The 16,549-nt window shown below is 66.7% G+C and carries 20 protein-coding genes; 11 read left to right on the forward strand and 9 right to left on the reverse strand.

Translation table 11 applies throughout. From position 1 onward, the window contains the following. The first annotated feature begins 68 nt into the window (after positions 1 to 68). Genes QTI24_RS22810 through thiL form a run of 3 tightly spaced genes read left to right on the forward strand, consistent with a single transcriptional unit; the run spans position 69 to position 3,512 of the window. Positions 69 to 1,337, forward strand: a complete 1,269-nt coding sequence (locus QTI24_RS22810; RefSeq protein ID WP_286603578.1) for a cation:proton antiporter — start codon at positions 69 to 71, stop codon at positions 1,335 to 1,337. Between the two features lie 59 nt (positions 1,338 to 1,396). Beyond that, the gene (locus QTI24_RS22815; RefSeq protein WP_286603675.1) at positions 1,397 to 2,521 is read left to right on the forward strand and encodes a YbdK family carboxylate-amine ligase; all 1,125 of its coding nucleotides are present in this window, start codon (positions 1,397 to 1,399) and stop codon (positions 2,519 to 2,521) included. 7 nt (positions 2,522 to 2,528) lie between these two features. Continuing rightward, on the forward strand, positions 2,529 to 3,512 hold the full coding sequence (gene thiL / locus QTI24_RS22820; RefSeq protein ID WP_286603579.1) for a thiamine-phosphate kinase: 984 nt from the start codon (positions 2,529 to 2,531) through the stop codon (positions 3,510 to 3,512). Positions 3,513 to 3,514: 2 nt separating this feature from the next. On the opposite strand, the gene QTI24_RS22825 is transcribed toward thiL, so the two are convergent. Together QTI24_RS22825 and QTI24_RS22830 are read right to left on the reverse strand one after the other, a co-directional pair. Further along, positions 3,515 to 5,323 carry an ATP-binding response regulator gene (locus QTI24_RS22825; RefSeq protein WP_286603580.1) on the reverse strand — a complete coding sequence of 603 codons (1,809 nt, stop codon included), beginning with the start codon at positions 5,321 to 5,323 and terminating at the stop codon, positions 3,515 to 3,517. Beyond that, complete coding sequence (locus tag QTI24_RS22830; protein WP_286603581.1) at positions 5,323 to 5,943, reverse strand: response regulator; 621 nt, start codon at positions 5,941 to 5,943, stop codon at positions 5,323 to 5,325. Before QTI24_RS22830 ends, QTI24_RS22825 begins: the two co-directional genes overlap by 1 nt. A 122-nt stretch (positions 5,944 to 6,065) precedes the next feature. Here QTI24_RS22830 and QTI24_RS22835 point away from each other — a divergent pair, with 122 nt between their 5' ends. Next, entirely contained in the window at positions 6,066 to 6,335 is a 270-nt protein-coding gene (locus tag QTI24_RS22835) for a hypothetical protein (RefSeq protein WP_286603582.1), read from the forward strand. 16 nt (positions 6,336 to 6,351) lie between these two features. On the opposite strand, the gene QTI24_RS22840 is transcribed toward QTI24_RS22835, so the two are convergent. Further along, complete coding sequence (locus tag QTI24_RS22840) at positions 6,352 to 7,272, reverse strand: LysR family transcriptional regulator (RefSeq protein WP_286603583.1); 921 nt, start codon at positions 7,270 to 7,272, stop codon at positions 6,352 to 6,354. Between the two features lie 93 nt (positions 7,273 to 7,365). Between QTI24_RS22840 and QTI24_RS22845 the strand changes: the two genes are divergently transcribed. The 6 genes from QTI24_RS22845 to QTI24_RS22870 are packed head-to-tail and all read left to right on the forward strand — an operon-like array spanning position 7,366 to position 12,047. Continuing rightward, entirely contained in the window at positions 7,366 to 8,352 is a 987-nt protein-coding gene (locus QTI24_RS22845) for a Bug family tripartite tricarboxylate transporter substrate binding protein (RefSeq protein ID WP_286603584.1), read from the forward strand. A gap of 8 nt (positions 8,353 to 8,360) precedes the next feature. Then, the gene (locus QTI24_RS22850) at positions 8,361 to 10,058 is read left to right on the forward strand and encodes an FAD-dependent oxidoreductase (RefSeq protein WP_286603585.1); all 1,698 of its coding nucleotides are present in this window, start codon (positions 8,361 to 8,363) and stop codon (positions 10,056 to 10,058) included. 49 nt (positions 10,059 to 10,107) lie between these two features. Continuing rightward, the gene (locus tag QTI24_RS22855; RefSeq protein ID WP_503011303.1) at positions 10,108 to 10,668 is read left to right on the forward strand and encodes a phosphatidylglycerophosphatase A family protein; all 561 of its coding nucleotides are present in this window, start codon (positions 10,108 to 10,110) and stop codon (positions 10,666 to 10,668) included. An 8-nt stretch (positions 10,669 to 10,676) separates the two neighbouring features. Further along, positions 10,677 to 11,177, forward strand: coding sequence for a CinA family protein (locus QTI24_RS22860; protein ID WP_286603586.1), 501 nt, complete (start codon positions 10,677 to 10,679; stop codon positions 11,175 to 11,177). Between the two features lie 55 nt (positions 11,178 to 11,232). After that, positions 11,233 to 11,718 (forward strand): nuclear transport factor 2 family protein, encoded by a 486-nt coding sequence (locus QTI24_RS22865; protein ID WP_286603587.1) that lies wholly within the window; start codon positions 11,233 to 11,235, stop codon positions 11,716 to 11,718. Positions 11,719 to 11,738: 20 nt separating this feature from the next. Next, positions 11,739 to 12,047 (forward strand): GNAT family N-acetyltransferase, encoded by a 309-nt coding sequence (locus QTI24_RS22870; protein ID WP_286603588.1) that lies wholly within the window; start codon positions 11,739 to 11,741, stop codon positions 12,045 to 12,047. A gap of 15 nt (positions 12,048 to 12,062) precedes the next feature. Here the strand turns inward: QTI24_RS22870 and QTI24_RS22875 are convergent, their stop codons facing one another. The 5 genes from QTI24_RS22875 to QTI24_RS22895 all read right to left on the reverse strand — a co-directional run bounded on the left by QTI24_RS22875 (position 12,063) and on the right by QTI24_RS22895 (position 14,700). Then, positions 12,063 to 12,518, reverse strand: a complete 456-nt coding sequence (locus QTI24_RS22875; protein ID WP_286603589.1) for a hypothetical protein — start codon at positions 12,516 to 12,518, stop codon at positions 12,063 to 12,065. Between the two features lie 74 nt (positions 12,519 to 12,592). After that, positions 12,593 to 13,066 (reverse strand): ASCH domain-containing protein, encoded by a 474-nt coding sequence (locus QTI24_RS22880; protein WP_286603590.1) that lies wholly within the window; start codon positions 13,064 to 13,066, stop codon positions 12,593 to 12,595. A 168-nt stretch (positions 13,067 to 13,234) separates the two neighbouring features. Continuing rightward, positions 13,235 to 13,699 (reverse strand): hypothetical protein, encoded by a 465-nt coding sequence (locus QTI24_RS22885; RefSeq protein WP_286603591.1) that lies wholly within the window; start codon positions 13,697 to 13,699, stop codon positions 13,235 to 13,237. A gap of 291 nt (positions 13,700 to 13,990) precedes the next feature. Continuing rightward, positions 13,991 to 14,359, reverse strand: coding sequence for a hypothetical protein (locus QTI24_RS22890; protein WP_286603592.1), 369 nt, complete (start codon positions 14,357 to 14,359; stop codon positions 13,991 to 13,993). Between the two features lie 116 nt (positions 14,360 to 14,475). Then, positions 14,476 to 14,700 carry a hypothetical protein gene (locus QTI24_RS22895; RefSeq protein ID WP_286603593.1) on the reverse strand — a complete coding sequence of 75 codons (225 nt, stop codon included), beginning with the start codon at positions 14,698 to 14,700 and terminating at the stop codon, positions 14,476 to 14,478. Positions 14,701 to 14,820: 120 nt separating this feature from the next. On the opposite strand from QTI24_RS22895, the gene QTI24_RS22900 reads away from it, so the two are divergent. Beyond that, positions 14,821 to 15,330, forward strand: coding sequence for a hypothetical protein (locus tag QTI24_RS22900; RefSeq protein ID WP_286603594.1), 510 nt, complete (start codon positions 14,821 to 14,823; stop codon positions 15,328 to 15,330). Positions 15,331 to 15,333: 3 nt separating this feature from the next. On the opposite strand, the gene QTI24_RS22905 is transcribed toward QTI24_RS22900, so the two are convergent. Then, complete coding sequence (locus tag QTI24_RS22905) at positions 15,334 to 16,506, reverse strand: MFS transporter (protein WP_286603677.1); 1,173 nt, start codon at positions 16,504 to 16,506, stop codon at positions 15,334 to 15,336. Positions 16,507 to 16,549: the final 43 nt, after the last annotated feature.

Consider the following 16,549-nt stretch of genomic DNA (forward strand, 5'->3'; position numbering starts at 1 on the left):
CGACCCATGAACGCCTTGCGCGCTCTGGAAGATTGGCCGGGCGCCAACTTGTTCGAATCTGTTGCCTGATGACATCCTTCTTTCCCAATGATCTGCTGGGCTTCTGGTCCGAGTGGGTAAGACCCTCGGCGGGATTGCCGACCGTGCTGTGGTCGCTGCTGCTGGCGGCCGCTGCTGCTTCCGGCCATCTGGTGCGGCGCTACATGGGACTGCCCAAGGTGGTCGGCTATTCGATCGTCGGCACCGTGGTCGGCTTCGCCGGCTTCGAGGGCGCGATCTGGCCGTTGCAAGGCATCAGCCTCTTCCTGGTCGAACTGGGCGTGGCGATCGTGCTCTTCGAGTCGGGCGGCCGGCTGCCATTGCGCTGGTTCCGCCACAACCCGATGGTGCTGGTGCAAAGCCTGCTCGAAGCCACCCTCACCTACTTCAGCGTGTTCTGGGCGCTGCACTGGCTCGGCATCCCGGATCCAGTGGCCAACCCGATCGCGCTGATGGCGATCGTCGCCTCGCCCGCCGTGCTGAGTCGCGTCGTGATCGACACGCGCGCCTCTGGCCCGGTGACCGAGCGCGCGATGACGCTGGCGACGCTCAACACCTTCTATGCGCTCGCGCTGGGCTACGCGCAGGCGGGGCTGATCGAGCGCGCGCCCCTGGGCGTGCTCGACAAGCTATACCCCGTGGCCGTGGTGCTCGGCATGTCTTTCGTGGTGGGCGCGCTGATGGCGCTGTCGCTGCGCTCGGCATTGCGCGTGATGAGCCCGACCAGCGAGAACACCTCCATCCTGCTGCTGGCCATCATTGCCGCCGGCGCCGCGCTGGCGGCGCACTTCGGCGGCTCGGCACCGCTCGCGGCGCTGATCGGCGGTGTGCTGCTCAAGGCGCTGAATCCCAAGCCCTGGGCCTGGCCGCGTCAGCTCGGCACCGCGGCTTCGCTGCTGACGATGCTGATGTTCGTGCTGGTCTCGGTCGTGGCCGCGCAGGCCGACTGGAGCCTGCCGGTCGCCAGTGTGGTGCTGACCGTCATCGGCGTGCGCGCCTTCGCCAAGGTGGCCGGTGTCGCCATCGCCAATCCGGGCAGCGGCGCCAGCTGGAAGCAGGCCTTCTGGGTCGGCTGCGCGATGTCGCCGCTGTCGTCGATCGCGATGCTGATCACGTCCGCCTTCGTCACCGCATCGCCACTGCTGGGTGCGATGATCACGCAGATCGCCCTGCCCGCCATCCTGCTGATGGAAGTGCTCGGCGCGGTGATCGCGACCGTCGCCATCCACGGCGCCGGCGAGAGTTCCAGACCCTGGATGCCCGAGGCATTCCGCACGGTGGAGGACACGCAACGATGAGCACACGCCCATTGGACCTGCAAGCGGACGGCTCGCCTTCGACGCCGGCGAGCCGCATCGTGCCGCTGGAACGCTTCAACAAGTCCGTCGCGCTTTCGCTCGGCGTCGAGCTGGAGCTGCAACTGGTCAACACCCACGACTACGACCTCGCGCCCTATGCCGAGGACATGCTGCGGCTGATGGCGCAAACACCCCTGCCCGGCAGCGTGGTGCCCGAGATGACCTCGAGCATGATCGAGATCTCGACCGACGTGTGCCACTCCGCGCAGGACGTGATCGAGCAGCTCACGCCGATCCGCGATGCGCTGGTGAAGAACGCCGACAAACTCAACATCGCGGTGGTCGGCGGCGGCACGCATGCCTTCCAGCAATGGCACGAGCGGCGCATCTACGACAAGCCGCGCTTTCGCGAATTGTCGGAACTCTACGGCTACCTGTCGAAGCAGTTCACCATCTTCGGGCAGCACGTGCACATCGGCTGCCCCGACGCCGACGCGGCGTTGCTGATGCTGCATCGCATGTCGCGCTACATCCCGCACTTCATCGCGCTGTCGGCGTCTTCGCCCTTCGTGCAGGGGCAGGACACCCAGTTCGATTCGGCGCGGCTCAATTCGGTGTTCGCGTTTCCGCTGTCGGGCCGCGCGCCTTTCACCTTGTCGTGGAAGGAGTTCGAGAATTACTTCATGCGCATGACCCGCACGGGCGTCGTGCGCAGCATGAAGGACTTCTACTGGGACATCCGGCCCAAGCCCGAGTTCGGCACCATCGAGATCCGTGTGTTCGACACGCCCCTCACCGTCGAACGCGCCGCCGCGCTGGCCGGCTACGTGCAGTCGCTGGCGGCCTGGTTCCTGCAGGAGCAGCCTTTCACGCCGACGGAGGACGACTACCTCGTCTACACCTACAACCGATTCCAGGCCTGTCGCTTCGGGCTGGACGCGCTGTACGTCGACCCGGCGAGTGGCGAGCACATGCCGCTGCGCGACCACATTCTCATGACGATGACGCAGCTCGAATGGCACAGCGAGGCGCTCAACGCCACGCAGGCGCTCGGCGAGCTGCGCACCAGCGTCGAGGCCAATCGCAACGACGCGCGCTGGCTGCGCGAAAAGCAAGGCAAGGAGCGCCTGCTGGCCGAAGTGGTGCGGCAGGCGGCGTTGCGCTTCCGCAGCCCGGACGTGTGAGGACAGCATGAGCGTCGCCGGCGAATTCGACCTGATCGCGCGTTACTTCACGCGCCCCGCCAAGCGCGCGCCCCTGGGCGTGGGCGATGACTGCGCGTTGCTTGCGCCGGCGCCGGGCATGCAACTCGCGGTGTCGTCGGACATGCTGGTCGAGGGGCGGCACTTTCTCTCCACCGTCGACCCCGCGAAGCTCGGGCACAAGGCGCTGGCAGTGAATCTCAGCGACCTCGCCGCCTGCGGGGCGAAGCCGCTGGCGTTCACGCTGGCGCTGTCCCTGCCCACGAAGGACGAGGCCTGGCTCGAAGGCTTCTCGCGCGGGCTCTTCGCGCTCGCCGACGCGCATGGCTGCGAACTGGTCGGCGGCGATACCACGCGCGGCCCGCTCAACATCTGCATCACGGTGTTCGGGGAAGTGCCGGCCGGAGGTGCCTTGCTGCGCTCTGGCGCCAAGGCGGATGACGATGTCTGGGTCAGCGGCACGCTGGGCGATGCGCGTCTGGCACTCGAAGTCTTTCGCGGCACCCTCTCTCTGCCCGCCGAACTCTTCGAATTGGCGCGGGCACGGATGGAGCAGCCCACGCCGCGCGTCGCATTGGGGCTGGCTCTGCGCGGCATTGCATCGGCGGCGGTCGACATCAGCGATGGGCTGGTGGGCGACCTGGAGCATGTGCTGCGCGCGAGCGGTGTCGGTGGGCGGCTCGATGCCGATGCGGCCGCGGATCGGCTGGCGCTGGTGGCCCACGCGACTGGCGCATCGGCGGGTCTGGACCGCGAAGCCCGACGCGCCTGCGCACTGGCAGGCGGGGACGACTACGAGTTGGCCTTCACGGCGCCCGAGTCAGCGCGCAAAGCCGTGGAGCAGGCCGGCCATGCGGCAAACACCCCAGTGACACGTATTGGCCGGATCGAGATGGAAGCGGGTCTGCGCATCGTGGACGCGCAAGGCGCACCGGTGGTGCAGCGCTTCGCATCCTTCGATCACTTCGCCTGACGCTAGTTCGCCGGAGCCGCTGCCGCTTCCAGCAGCGCGAACGACGAATCGATCTCGACCTCGTTCAGCACGCACATGAGCCCGTGATAAAGCTGGTTGGGCGACACCGGCTTGTGCAGCAGCGGCACGCCGGTCGCCCGCGCTTCGCGCAATCGCTGCGGCGCCGTATCCCCCGTGATCAGCAGCGCAGGCAGCTTCTCGCCGAATTCCGCGCGCAATGCGGCGATCGCTTCCGCGCCCGTGCGCAGTTCACGCAGCCGGTAGTCGCTGATCACCAGCCCCGGCGGATGGGCGCGCGCCAGCGCCTGCGCCTCCTCGATGGAATCGGCCACGTCGCACTCGCAGCCCCAGGCGCTGAGCAACTGGCGCATGCCGGCGCGCACGGCCTCGTCGTCGTCGATGACCAGCACGCGCACGTCGAAGACCCGGGCACGCCCCGGCGCGGCTTCGAAGCCACCGGTCGCGACGCCCATCTGCGCCAAGGGCAAGCTCAGCCTGAAGACGCTGCCGCGTCTCGGTTGCGAGACCAGCGTCAGTTCATGCCCCAGCGCACGCGCCAGGCCCTGCGCAATCGCCAGGCCAAGGCCAAGGCCCTTGCGGCGATCGCGCTCCGCATTGCCGAGTTGATGGAACTCGCGAAAGATGTGCTCGTGCTGGGCGGGCTCGATGCCGATGCCCGTGTCCCACACTTCGAGCTGAACCTCGTCGCCGCGCGCGCGACAGGCCACCAGCACGCCGCCGTTCTCGGTGTAGCGGATGGCGTTCGAGACCAGGTTGCGCAAGACCAGCGCCACCAGCGCCGGGTCGGAGCGCACCGCGACGTGCGTTTCGCGCGAACGGTAGACGATGCCCTTGGCGTCGGCTTGTGGCGCCAACTCGTTCTCGATCTTGTTGAGCAGCGGCTGCAGATGAAAGTCCTGCATCTGCGGCTCGACCACGCCCGCCTCGATGCGCGAGAAGTCCAGCAGCGTGTCGAGCATCTCGGCGGAGGCCTGCCAGGTGGCCCGCGCATTGGCCAGCGCGTCGTACTGCGCGGCAGTGAGCTTGCTGCGCGCCAGCACCTCCAGAAAGAGCCCCTGTGCATGGATCGGCTGGCGCAGGTCATGGCTGGCGGCGGCGAGGAACTTGGACTTGGCGAGGTTGGCTTCGTCGGCCTTCTGGTGCGCGGCTTGCGCATGCTCGGTCTCCACGCGCAGGCGCTCGATCAGCTCGATGTTCTCGAAGCGCAGGTCGATGGCCGCGCGCGCCGCCCGCGCGCTGTTGCGTGCCTGCCCGAGCAAGGTGACGACGTACAGGGCGCCGGCGACGCCCAGCGCGTTGTAGGCCGGGTCGCCGAGGGTCCACAGCTTGGTCGCCACCACGACCAGTTCGACCGCGCCGAACGCAATGAACACCGGCAACACCGGCGCCAGCGAGGACATGGAACTCCCGGCCACGCCCGCCAGCACGGCCACGACGAGGATGCTGCCGGCGACGGTGGTCGTGCCCAGCGTGACCCATGCGAGCGCGCCCCAGATGGCGGCGTCGATGGAGTTCAGCACGATCTGGCGCCACACGAGAGCAGGTGCGCGATCGAAGGAGATCTCCGACGACAGGATGCGTCGCGCCTCCCGCGCCAGGTAGAGCTTCATCAGGATCACCGCGCCGGCCCACGAGCGCAGCGCCAGGGCGTTGTGTTCGTTGGACAGCACCCACACCAGAATCAGCGCGACCAGGATGGTCGGAATCACCGAGCTTCCGACGTTGCCGAGTTGCAGCCGCAATTGCTCGACAAGCGTGCGCCCGTCGGCCAGGCGCAATGGGTTCTTCATCAGCTGACGAGACCCCTGCGGCGTGCGGCGAAGCCGGCTTCCGAGCGGCTCGACACCTGCAGCGCGGCGAGTACGGCCTGCACGTGGCCGCGCACCGTGTTCTCCGACAGATTGAGCCGGCGGCCGATCACCTTGTTCGGAAGGCCCTGGCACAGCAGGTCGAGCACCTCGAACTGGCGCGGTGTGAGGAGCTGACGTGACGCATCGCCGCCGCCGACCGGCGCCGACGCATGAGCCGGCGACAGGATGGGCAGCCCGTGACGCAGCTGCTCGATGACCGCGAGGATGTTGTCCGCCGAGTCGGCCTTGGAGACGAAGGCCGCGGCACCGCGCTCCTGCGCCATCCGCACGTTCTGCGGACCGGCGTCGGACGACAGGATGACCACCACGGCGGCCGGCCACTTGCGCTTGACCAGCGCGATGCCTTCGAGGCCGTTGAGCCCATGGAGCTGGACATCCAGCAACACCAGGGCCGGGTCGGCCATGGTGCAGCGCATGGCTTCTTCCAGCGATGCCGCCTCAGCCACTTCCAGGTCGGGAATGCCGGAACTGAGCACCATGCGGAGCCCGCAACGGAACAGGGCGTGGTCGTCGACGAGGAGAATTCGGGCGGGGAGCATCAGGCAAATATTCTGCGCGAAGTCCGCTCGGTCCAAATGGACTATTTACCCGCCGGGCGCTTGGCGCGACCATTCAATCACCGAAGCTCTTTCTCGACGAATTCCTCTCCTCCACGCGCCGAATGAAGCCCCTGATCGAAATCCAGCGCATCGCAACGGATGCCTACGTCTACCGCATCAACGCCAAGGGCGCCGATGCGCAGGACACGGGCTGCACGTTTGCTTCGCTGGAGCAATGCCTCTTCGACGCGGGAGCTTCGCTGGACCACTACTTTCCGCGCGTCGAGATCAACTTCGAAGGCATGTTCCTCGGTGCCTGCGCCACCGACGCCCTGCGCAGCAACCCCAAGGCCGTGGCGCAACGCATCGAGCAGCACTTCCAGCCGGCCTGAGCGCAGATCCGCGCACTCACCCCTCCTTCAGCCCTGCCTTCAACTCCCGGCGCAGCGCGTCGATGAAGCTGCGGCTCGCGGCTGACAACGATCGCCCGCGCTTGGTGACGATCGAAATATCGCGCGATACGCGCGGTGCGGTGATCGGACGGATCACCAGCGCAGGATCGCGTACTGCTTTCGCAAAGGCCGAGGGCATGATCGAAGCACCCATGCCGCTGGCCGTCATCCAGATGGCGGTCGACAGGAACGACACTTCGTTGACCACGTTGAGCACCACGCCGGCGCCGGCGGCCGTGCCGTCGATCAGCGGCCGGATGCCATAGCCCGGGCGCACGGTGATCAAGGGATGGCCGCCCAGGTCGGCCCAGCGCACCGCTTTCTTCGCGGCCGCCAGCGGATGTTCGCGCGTGCAGACCAGGCTCAGGTGATCACGCAGCAAGGTCTGGGTCTCGACCTCGGCACCGGGCCGCTCAGGCGTGCCGATCCCGAAATCCACATGCTCGCCGATGATGCGCGAGACGAACTGGTCGGGCGCGCAGTCGTCCACGACGACGCGCACCTGCGGATGCGCGCGGCTGAAATTCCGGATCGCGTCCGGCATCAGGAACGAGGCCAGCGTCGGCGTGATGGCGAGGCAGATCCGGCCGCGCTGCAGTTCGGACAGTTCGCGAAACCCCGCACTCAACGAATCGACGTCGCGCAGGATGCGCTCCGCAGTGGCGAGCATCTCTTCCGCCGCTGCCGTGGGCTGCAGCGAGCGCGTCGTCCGATCGAAGAGCCGTGCACCGAGCCCCTCCTCGAGCTGGCGGATCAGCATGCTCACGGCGGATTGCGTGACGAACAGCTTCTCGGCGGCAGCGCTGAGCTTTCGCAGCTGGTGCACGGCAAGGAAGGCGCGCAACTGCCTGATGGTGGGGGAGAACTTCTGATTCATCAGCAAAGATGATATTTCATTCTGAATTTATTGATTTACGAATGAATATGCGTGCCGTCCAATGTCCGCTCGAGACACGCACAAGGAACCGAGATGAAGAACTTCGCCCGCGCCATGGCGCTGCTCGCCGCGACCTGCTCGCTGCTCGCAGGCCCCGCGCACAGTCAGGCCCCCGGGGCGGACTTTCCCAACAAGCCGATCCGCATGATCGTGACCTTCCCGCCCGGCGGAAGCGCCGACGCGGTGGTGCGCATGCTGGTGCCCAGGCTCAACGACAAGCTCGGACAGGCGGTCGTCGTCGACAACCGGCCCGGCGCGGGCGGCAACGTCGGGCTGTCGGCAGTGGCAAAGGCGCCGGGAGACGGTTACACGCTCGGCGTCGGTGCGGCCGGCGCCCTGTCGGCCAATGTGAGCCTCTATCCCAACATGCCCTTCGATCCGCTGAAGGACTTCCGGCCGGTTGCCATGCTGGCCGCCATTCCGTTCGTGATCGTGGGCCACCCCTCGCTCGCGGCGAAGACGCAACGCGAACTGATCGCGCTGGCGCGCGCCCAGCCGGGCAAGCTGTCGATCGGGCACGGCGGCAACGGGACGGCCATGCATCTATCGGCCGCGCTGTTCGGCCAGATGGCCGACGTGAAGCTGGTCGAGGTGCCGTATCGCGGCTCGGGCCCCGCGGCACTCGACGCCATGGCCGGCCAGATTCCCCTGGCCGTGGTCGACCTGCCTTCCGCACTGCAGCAGATCAAGGCCGGAAAGCTGGTCGCCTATGCCGTGACCAGCCCGCAACGCCTGCCGATGCTGCCCGACGTGCCGACCGTGGCCGAATCCGGCCTGCCGGGCTACGACTCCACCGGCTGGTTCGGCGTGGTCGCGCCGGCCGACACTCCCGCGCCAATCATTGCGCGGCTGAATGCCGAGATCGTCGCCGCACTCAACGACGAACAAGTGAAGGCGGCCATGCGCAACCTCGGCGTGGAACCCGCGCCGGGCACGCCCAAGGCCTTCGATGACTACATCCGCGCAGAGACCCGGAAGTGGGCCCAGGTCATCAAGACGGCCGGCATCAAACTCGACTGAGAAGCAGCATGAACAACGAAGAACTCCAAGCCGACGTGCTCGTCGTCGGCGCCGGTCCCGTGGGCCTGACGCTCGCGATGGACCTGGCCTCGCGCGGCGTGAAAGTGGTTATCGCCGAGATCCGCCGCTACGCGGAGCCGCCCAACGTGAAGTGCAACCATGTGTCCGCACGCACGATGGAGCAGTTCCGCCGGCTGGGCGTCGCGCAAAAGCTGCGCGATGCGGGGCTGCCGGCCGACTACCCCAACGATGTGGTCTTCCGCACGAGCGTGACGGGTATCGAACTCACGCGCATCCCGATCCCCTGCCGCCGCGACCGCTATAGCGAGACCGAAGGGCCCGACGCGTGGTGGCCCACGCCGGAGCCGCCGCACCGCATCAACCAGATCTTCCTGGAGCCGATCCTGCTGCAGCACGCCGCTGCACTTCCGGGCGTGACGCTGCTCAATCGCACGCAGGTCACGGCGTTCACCCAGGACGATGAAGGCGTGGTCGCGACCGCTGCCGATCTCGATGCAGGCACCACGCGCACCATCCGCTGCCGCTTCATGGTGGGCTGCGACGGCGGGAGTTCAGGCGTGCGCAAGCAGATGGGTGCGAAGCTGGAAGGCACGGCCGTCATCCAGCGCGTGCAATCGACCTATATCCGCGCACCCGGGTTGCGGGAGATGATCCCGGGAAAGCCGGCGTGGTCGTACTACTCGGTGAATCCGCGCCGCTGCGGCACGATGTTCGCCATCGACGGCCACGAGACCTGGCTGGTGCACAACCACCTGAACGCGGAAGAACCCGAGTTCGACTCGGTCGACCGTGACCGCTCGATCCGCGAGATCCTGGGCGTCGGGGACGATTTCCGCTACGACGTCATCAGCAAGGAAGACTGGGTCGGTCGCCGGCTCGTGGCAAACCGCTTCCGCGATGGCCGGGTGTTCCTCGCCGGCGATGCCGCGCACCTCTGGGTTCCGTATGCCGGGTACGGAATGAACGCGGGGATCGCGGATGCCATCAACCTCTCGTGGCTGCTCGCGGCCTGCCTGCAGGGCTGGGCCGCAGAGGGCATCCTCGACGCCTACGAGGCCGAGCGGCAGCCGATCACCGAACAGGTATCGCAGTTCGCGATGGACCATGCGCAGAAGATGATCCGCGCGCGGCGCGCCGTGCCGGCCGATATCGAAGCCGCCGGCGACGAGGGCGACGCGCTGCGTGCCGAGGTCGGCCGAGAGGCCTACGAGCTCAACGTGCAGCAGTTCTGCTGCGCCGGACTCAACTTCGGTTACTTCTACACCGACTCGCCGATCATTTCGGCCGACGGCGAGGCGCCGCCACCGTATTCGATGGGCGACTTCACGCCCTCCACGGTCCCGGGCTGCCGCGCTCCGCACTTCTGGCTGCCGGACGGCCGCTCGCTCTACGACGCCTTCGGCCCCGGCTACACACTGCTTCGCTTCGATCGCCGAACGGACACCTCTGCGCTGGAACAGGCTGCGGAATCCTCCGGCATGCCGCTCGTCATACTCGATGTCGACGCGCCGGAAGTACCTCCCGCGTACCGGCACCGCATGGTGCTGTGCCGTGCCGACCAGCATGTGGCCTGGCGTGGCGATCGTCTTCCTTCGGACGTGGCCGGTCTCGTGGCCCGGTTGCGCGGCCAGACGCCGCGCGAGCGGGCTGGCCTCGCAGAATCGAGGGAGCACGCCAGCGCGTGATCACCGGCCACCGGCAGGGGCGGCCGCGGATGCGCGACACTGTCGCGTCATGCAATCCGCTCCCCCTTCCGGCGCCATGCCGAGCCCGCCCCCGCGCCGCCCGACGGTGCGCTTCCTTTTCGCGCATCCGGCGCACCTCATCGCGCTGGGTTTCGGCTCGGGCCTCCCGCGCTACGCGCCCGGCACCGTGGGCACGTTGTGGAGCTGGGTCGCCTTCCTGCTCATGCAGCGTTGGCTTTCGACGGCAACGATCGGCTGGGTGATCCTGGTGTCCCTGCCGGTCGGCTGGTGGGCGTGCACCGTGACGGCGCGCCACATGAACGTCGCCGATCCGGGCAGCATCGTCTGGGACGAGGTGGTCGCGTTCTGGATCGTGCTGTGGCTCGTGATGCCGGGCGGGCTGCTGGCGCAGATCTTCGCCTTCGCGCTGTTCCGGTTCTTCGATGCCGCCAAGCCGGGGCCGGTGGGCTGGGCCGACCGCTTGTTCAAACAGCGCGATTCCGGGAGCGAGGCCACGCGATGGCGTGCGGCGGGCTTCGGCATCCTGTTCGACGACCTGGTCGCGGCGTTCTGCACGCTGCTGGTGATCGCCGCATGGCGCGCATGGTGAGGAAGACGATGAACGAATCATTTTCCGGACACGACATCCCCGCGCTGGTGAACCTGCTCGCCGACGCGCTGCAGCAGCAGGGGCGAATGATGGCGACCGCCGAGAGCTGCACCGGCGGGCTGATCGCGGGCGCCTGCACCGATCTCTCAGGCTCCAGCAACTGGTTCGAGCGTGGCTTCGTCACCTACTCGAACGAGGCCAAGACAGAATTGCTCGGCGTCGATGCGACGCTAATCACGGCCCACGGCGCGGTCAGCGAAGAGGTGGCACGCGCCATGGCGGAAGGCGCGGTTGCACGCTCCAGGGCGCAGGTCGCTGTGGCCGTCACCGGCGTCGCCGGCCCCACGGGCGGCTCGCGCGACAAGCCGGTCGGCACGGTGTGGTTCGGCTGGTCGGTGGGAGGGCATGTGCGCACCGAGCGCCGTCGCTTCGATGGCGACCGTGCTGCCGTGCGCACAGCCACAGTCCGGTACGCACTGCAGACGCTGGTCGACCTCGTCAAGGCTTGAGCCGGGAAATGCTCGGCTACGATGCCCGCACCCGCCGCAGGGCACGAAGGAATCCATGAGCAACGAACAGACCCTCCGCCGTTTCTACGACGCCTTCGCGAAGCTTGACGCCGACACCATGGCGGCCTGCTACGCGCCGGACGCGACCTTCGACGACGAGGCCTTCTCGCTGCGCGGCGCACGCGAGATCGGCGGCATGTGGAAGATGCTCTGCAGCGCTACCCAGGCCAAGGGCGCCGCGGTCTGGAAGCTGAGCTACCGCGACGTGCAGGCCGATGCCCGCACCGGCCGGGCGCACTGGGATGCGCACTACCTCTTCAGCGCGACCGGGCGCATCGTCGACAACTCGATCGACTCGCATTTCACTTTCACGCCCGAGGGGCTCATCGCCACGCAACGCGACCGCTTCGATTTCTGGCGCTGGTCGCGGCAGGCGCTCGGCACGCCGGGCCTGCTGCTCGGCTGGTCGCCCATGATGAAGAATAAGGTGCGCGCCACCGCGGCGGCGAACCTGGCGACCTTTCTGGCACGCACATCCTGATCCAACCACACGACCATCGCATGACCGACATCACGATCACCAACAAGCCCGACCTTCATCGCTACGAAGCCACCATCGGCGGCGAACTCGCGGGCTACTGCGAATACAACCTGCTGAGCGAAGCCATCATGTTCACCCACACTGAAGTCATGCCCGCGCACGAAGGCAAGGGAGTCGGGTCGGCCATCGCCCGGCACGTGCTCGACGAGGCGCGTGCGGACGGCAAGCACGTGATCCCTGTCTGCCAGTTCATTGCGGGCTGGATTCGCAAGCACCGCGACTATGCGGACCTGGTGCGGACGGACGTGCAGAGGGCTTTCAAGATCTGAGAGACGCGTTCCCGTCTATTTCGAAGGCGACCAGCGCACCGTCAGGATCGATGCCGGCCGGACGCCAAATGCACGGTGGTACAGGCCCGGGCCCCAGATGACGAAGTCACCATGACGGCGCAAGGTATGGACCAGTGTCGCTTCCGGCGCGAAGTCCGCAGCGAACGAGAACTCGATCCTGAACTCGCTGGCCGGACTCACCAGCACGGACATCGTGCGGCCGTCGCTCAGCGGCTTGGACTCGCCGTCCGGATTCCCAGCAGGGTGTGAGAACCACTTGACGCACAGGCCAGCGGAAGTTTCATTGGTCGGAACATGGCGAAGACCGCTTGTCCCTCCCTGGGTCCAGTCGCTGAATCCGACGAACCAGCCGGTGCCGTGGGTGTCCACCTCGCCTGCGTTGCCAAACTCGACGTGCTGCGCGAGAAGTTGCTTCGGTGGTCGAACGCTGACGTCCGGCGATGCGGCCATGGGTGCGACTCCTTGTCGTGGCGTGATGGAAATTGTCCCTCAGGCTTCGGGCCGAATCCAGAGACAGACGCGCTTCAGGCCTTGGCTCTGTAAATGACGCTGAAGCGCTCGCACGCGATCGGCATGGCCTTACTGGGTTCTCGGCCGACGCGTGCGCACTCGCGGCCAAAGTAGGACCAGTGAACGCGGCGCCAGTATTCCAAGGACCCATCGCCTTCGCCCTCGATGGCGGCGAACTCGGCGCTGACTTGCTCGAATGGCAGGATCTCGATTGCCAGCGTCTCGATGACACACGCCGGTCTTCCATTCCAGTACGTGACGACACTGAGGGCGCCGGGCCGGGGCAGCGAGCCGCCTGCCTGCTCGAAAGTCCAAACAAGGCTGGCGGTTGCCCGCTTGGCGCCTCCGAACACCAAGTCCGCGAGTGCGTTGGCATCGCGTTCGTTGTCATCGAAGTGAAAGGCCTCGAAGAACCGATCGGAACGGTCTTCGCCGGCCTCGGCGCAGAAGCCGTCCCAGAACGTGGCAATGCTGGAGGGAATATTCATGCTGGTCCTGGACGCGTCAAAAGCCTCGCCGCCTAGCCCCGGGCGATCTTGAGCTACCCGCCGACCATCACCTTATAGCGTCTTCGCGCCTTCAGGACCAACCAGGAGGCACGAGCGCGCTGCGCGCGGATTAGCCGATCGCGAACATTGACGACCGACCGCAGTGGTTCAAAGATTTCCCTGCGCGCGCAGGCTCTGACGCAGTTCACACGGTTGCATGGCATCCGCCAGTGTCGCCCTGCCATAGTCCGTGTCGAGGGCCAGGATCTCAAGGACGCGAGCGGCTTGGGCCCGGGTAAATCGCGTGGGCGTAAAGACCTCCACCAACTGCTCAATGGTGGAGCTATGCGTGGCCTTGAGCTTTACCAGCGCGAGGATCAGGCGAGCCTGAGTCTCCGTGAAAGCGTCGGGAATAGACGAATTGGATGTGGCCTTGACAGCACCTCCGGCCAGCCCGGTGACAGGGAGCAGGCGCAAGAGTCGGGCGGTGCAATTTGCAATCGACCGGAACGCCGACAGCAGGACCGACGGCTCGTCGCGGCCAAGGTTGTAGATGATGTCGTTGGCCAGTTCACGCTCATATGCGTCGGTGAACGCCGGCGTTGCAGAAATTATGGGGATGGATGCGGTCATGTGGGAATCTCAAAGGAAGGGCGCCCTTCAGGGCGACGCATAAGCCGACAAGGAGTCGACGAACGCGTGGTGTCTCCCGTCCGGCAGCGAACCGACGACAAGCACTAAGGCAGTTGTCCGCAATCGCAAGGCCCAGTCTAGAAAGCGCACGTAACGTGGCCAATCAGACGATTCCCGTTCGCGCACCAGACCCAGCAGGTCGGGGCGCAACAATTTCACGAAATCAGCGTCGCATACCGCCACTTAGCCAAGAAGAAGGCTTTCACTGCGGTGCTCATCGCCGAGCCAGGCTCAGTCCCGATCGCCCCGACCTTCCCCGTCACGACCGTGGTGATGCCGATGGCGCCAACGCTCGCCTCGTCTCTCGTAGTACGGCACCGGTGGGCCGTAGTACACGGGAGCGGGCGCATAGTAGGCCGGCGGGGGCGGGCGCTGGTAGTACACCGGAGGCTCAGGCTGGTAGTAGATCGGAGCGGGACGCGAATATACGGGAGCGGGCTCGTAATACACGGGGGCCGGTTCGGCAACACCGACGGCCACACCCGGGACGTTGATGCCGACAGACCAGTTCACCTCGGCATTCGCCGACGCGGCGGCGAAAAGCGCGCCCGTCGCAACGGCGGTGGCGGCAGCCCACCTCGAGAAGGAATTGAAATTCACTGAGACTCCGGAGGCGGCGAAGGCCGCCCGATGCCCTACACAACGTGCGTCCCTCCGAAGCGGCAGACATTGGTCCTGTGAAGTTGGTTGCCAAACGTCAGCAACCGTGAAGGGCGTCAGTCGCAGCGATAGGTGACTTCTCCCGTCGGGACGCCCGGTGCCTTCGGGCCCAGGAAGCGCATCGGAGCGCCGAAATTGCGGCAGTAGGCTTCCGCCTCCTGCGCCGTGGGCGACTTGAACACGCCATCGCCGAGCCAGGTCACGCGGGGAGCGGACCGCGACGCACATCCGGCGACCAGCGTCACGAGGATCAAAATGGAAAGAGGGGCGAATCGGTGCATCGGAAAGGGCATTGCAGCAAGGCTGAGAACAGGAACTTCGCGACTCTACCGACTTCCGACAGCAGGGAAGCCACTCGTCCGACAGTCGACGCGCGCGCGACCTCGCACAGTGAGACCATCATGCAACATCCCTCCGCCACTCCGACGAAGATGCTATGGACCCTCGCGCTGGGGTGCGCGCTGCTGACGGCCTGCGCGAGCGATCCGTCGCGCGTGCAGCCGGGAACGGGTCGCGACCAGGTCCTGCAGCAGCTGGGCACACCGACTGCGATCTATCGCACACCCACCGGCGAACGCATGCAGTACTCGCGCGGGCCGGCCGGCTTCCAGGTGAGCAACGTGGATCTCGACAGTGCAGGCCGTGTCTATTCGGTGCGGCAGGAACTCAACGAAGGCTTGTTCGCCAGCACCATCAAGCCCGGCGAATGGCGCGTGGAGGACGTGCTTTTCACTTATGGCCCGCCGTACCAGCAGACACGTGTGACCTCGTTCAACGGCACCGTCTGGTCATGGCGGTATCTGCAGATCAACAACCGCCGCTTCCTGTACATCTACGTCGATCCGACGGGCCGGGTGGATCACTACAACGTCGGCGACGACCTGGAGTTCGACCGCCGGCGCTGGTGGTGAGGTCTACGGGCGCGGCGTCGGAAGGCGGGCGAATGCGATCGTCGCGACGACCAGCAGCACGGCAATGGTCGCGAGCACTGCGCTGTACGTCTCCACGCCATGCGCGATGGCGACCGAAGCCGCCACACCGGTGATCCATTGCATCAACGCGACACCGAGGAACATCGCCATCGTGAAGACCGCCATCGCACGCCCGGTGATGGCCGCCGGGTATGCGACCCGCACATCGGCGTACTGCCAGACGATGAATCCCGAGAGCAACCCGATCAGGATGGTTCCGCCCACGTCGATCCACGCCGAGGTGCCAAAGGCGATGGCGAGGAACAGGGCCGCATACGCGAGGCTGCAGGCCACGATGCGCCGGCGCCGCACCGGCCCGTCGCGGTCCAGCCGACCGAAGAGTGGTGACCCGAAGAGAGAGATCACCGAAACGATCAGTGCCACATTGCCACTCTGCACCAGCGAATAGCCCTGCCGCTCCATCAGCAAGGGCCCGAGCCAAAGGCCGCGCAGGGAAATGAAGGCGGCGTAGGTCACGGCACCGAGCACCATGATCCCGAGCGTGTGCGGCATGGCGAAGAGCGAACCGAACTGCCGCAAAGCGCCCAGAACCGACTCGCGAGGCTGCGTCCCCTGCCGCGCCGGCTCGCGCACCCACCAGAGGATCGACAGCCACGCCAGCGCGGAAGCCATGGCCAGCACAACGAAGCCCATGCGCCATGAGCGCTCCTGCACCAGCCATGCGAGCGGCGTGCCGGTGAGCAGCATGCCGAGACCGCCGATGCCGAGCACCAGCCCTGACACCGATGCGAAGCGCGCCGCCGGGAAGTGCCGCGCGATGAACACCGTGCAGACCAGGAAGGCCGGCGCGCAGCCGACGCCGATCAGCACCTGTCCGCCCACCAGCACCAGGTAGTTCGTCGAGACGGCCGAGATCACCGCACCGACGATGGCGAGGGGAAAGGCCGTGAGCACCGTGCGGCGCACGCCGTGCAGGTCGATGCCGATGCCCATGAAGAGCTGCATCGCGCCAAAGGCGAAATGAAAGGCGCCCGAGAAGACTCCGAGCGCCTGCGCCGACAGCTTGAACTCGGCCTGCAACTGGCTTGCCATGATGGCGCCGACCGTGCGGTAGGCCTGGCTCAACGCGAACGCGGTGCACAGCGCCAGCACCATGGTCCAGGCGGTGCGCGCCGAAAGCGTGGCCGGCACGCGGCTC

Origin of the sequence: Variovorax sp. J22P240 (genome assembly GCF_030316855.1) — a bacterium.
Lineage (GTDB): Bacteria > Pseudomonadota > Gammaproteobacteria > Burkholderiales > Burkholderiaceae_C > Variovorax.

Excerpts from the sequence above, each read along its gene's own strand:
- QTI24_RS22810 (WP_286603578.1), top strand. The coding sequence starts at position 69 with ATGACATCCTTCTTTCCCAATGATCTGCTGGGCTTCTGGTCCGAGTGG.
- thiL (WP_286603579.1), top strand. The coding sequence starts at position 2,529 with ATGAGCGTCGCCGGCGAATTCGACCTGATCGCGCGTTACTTCACGCGC.
- QTI24_RS22825 (WP_286603580.1), bottom strand. The coding sequence starts at position 5,323 with ATGAAGAACCCATTGCGCCTGGCCGACGGGCGCACGCTTGTCGAGCAA.
- QTI24_RS22830 (WP_286603581.1), bottom strand. The coding sequence starts at position 5,943 with ATGCTCCCCGCCCGAATTCTCCTCGTCGACGACCACGCCCTGTTCCGT.
- QTI24_RS22835 (WP_286603582.1), top strand. The coding sequence starts at position 6,066 with ATGAAGCCCCTGATCGAAATCCAGCGCATCGCAACGGATGCCTACGTC.
- QTI24_RS22840 (WP_286603583.1), bottom strand. The coding sequence starts at position 7,272 with ATGAATCAGAAGTTCTCCCCCACCATCAGGCAGTTGCGCGCCTTCCTT.
- QTI24_RS22845 (WP_286603584.1), top strand. The coding sequence starts at position 7,366 with ATGAAGAACTTCGCCCGCGCCATGGCGCTGCTCGCCGCGACCTGCTCG.
- QTI24_RS22850 (WP_286603585.1), top strand. The coding sequence starts at position 8,361 with ATGAACAACGAAGAACTCCAAGCCGACGTGCTCGTCGTCGGCGCCGGT.
- QTI24_RS22855 (WP_503011303.1), top strand. The coding sequence starts at position 10,108 with ATGCAATCCGCTCCCCCTTCCGGCGCCATGCCGAGCCCGCCCCCGCGC.
- QTI24_RS22860 (WP_286603586.1), top strand. The coding sequence starts at position 10,677 with ATGAACGAATCATTTTCCGGACACGACATCCCCGCGCTGGTGAACCTG.
- QTI24_RS22865 (WP_286603587.1), top strand. The coding sequence starts at position 11,233 with ATGAGCAACGAACAGACCCTCCGCCGTTTCTACGACGCCTTCGCGAAG.
- QTI24_RS22870 (WP_286603588.1), top strand. The coding sequence starts at position 11,739 with ATGACCGACATCACGATCACCAACAAGCCCGACCTTCATCGCTACGAA.
- QTI24_RS22875 (WP_286603589.1), bottom strand. The coding sequence starts at position 12,518 with ATGGCCGCATCGCCGGACGTCAGCGTTCGACCACCGAAGCAACTTCTC.
- QTI24_RS22880 (WP_286603590.1), bottom strand. The coding sequence starts at position 13,066 with ATGAATATTCCCTCCAGCATTGCCACGTTCTGGGACGGCTTCTGCGCC.
- QTI24_RS22885 (WP_286603591.1), bottom strand. The coding sequence starts at position 13,699 with ATGACCGCATCCATCCCCATAATTTCTGCAACGCCGGCGTTCACCGAC.
- QTI24_RS22895 (WP_286603593.1), bottom strand. The coding sequence starts at position 14,700 with ATGCACCGATTCGCCCCTCTTTCCATTTTGATCCTCGTGACGCTGGTC.
- QTI24_RS22900 (WP_286603594.1), top strand. The coding sequence starts at position 14,821 with ATGCAACATCCCTCCGCCACTCCGACGAAGATGCTATGGACCCTCGCG.
- QTI24_RS22905 (WP_286603677.1), bottom strand. The coding sequence starts at position 16,506 with ATGGTGCTGGCGCTGTGCACCGCGTTCGCGTTGAGCCAGGCCTACCGC.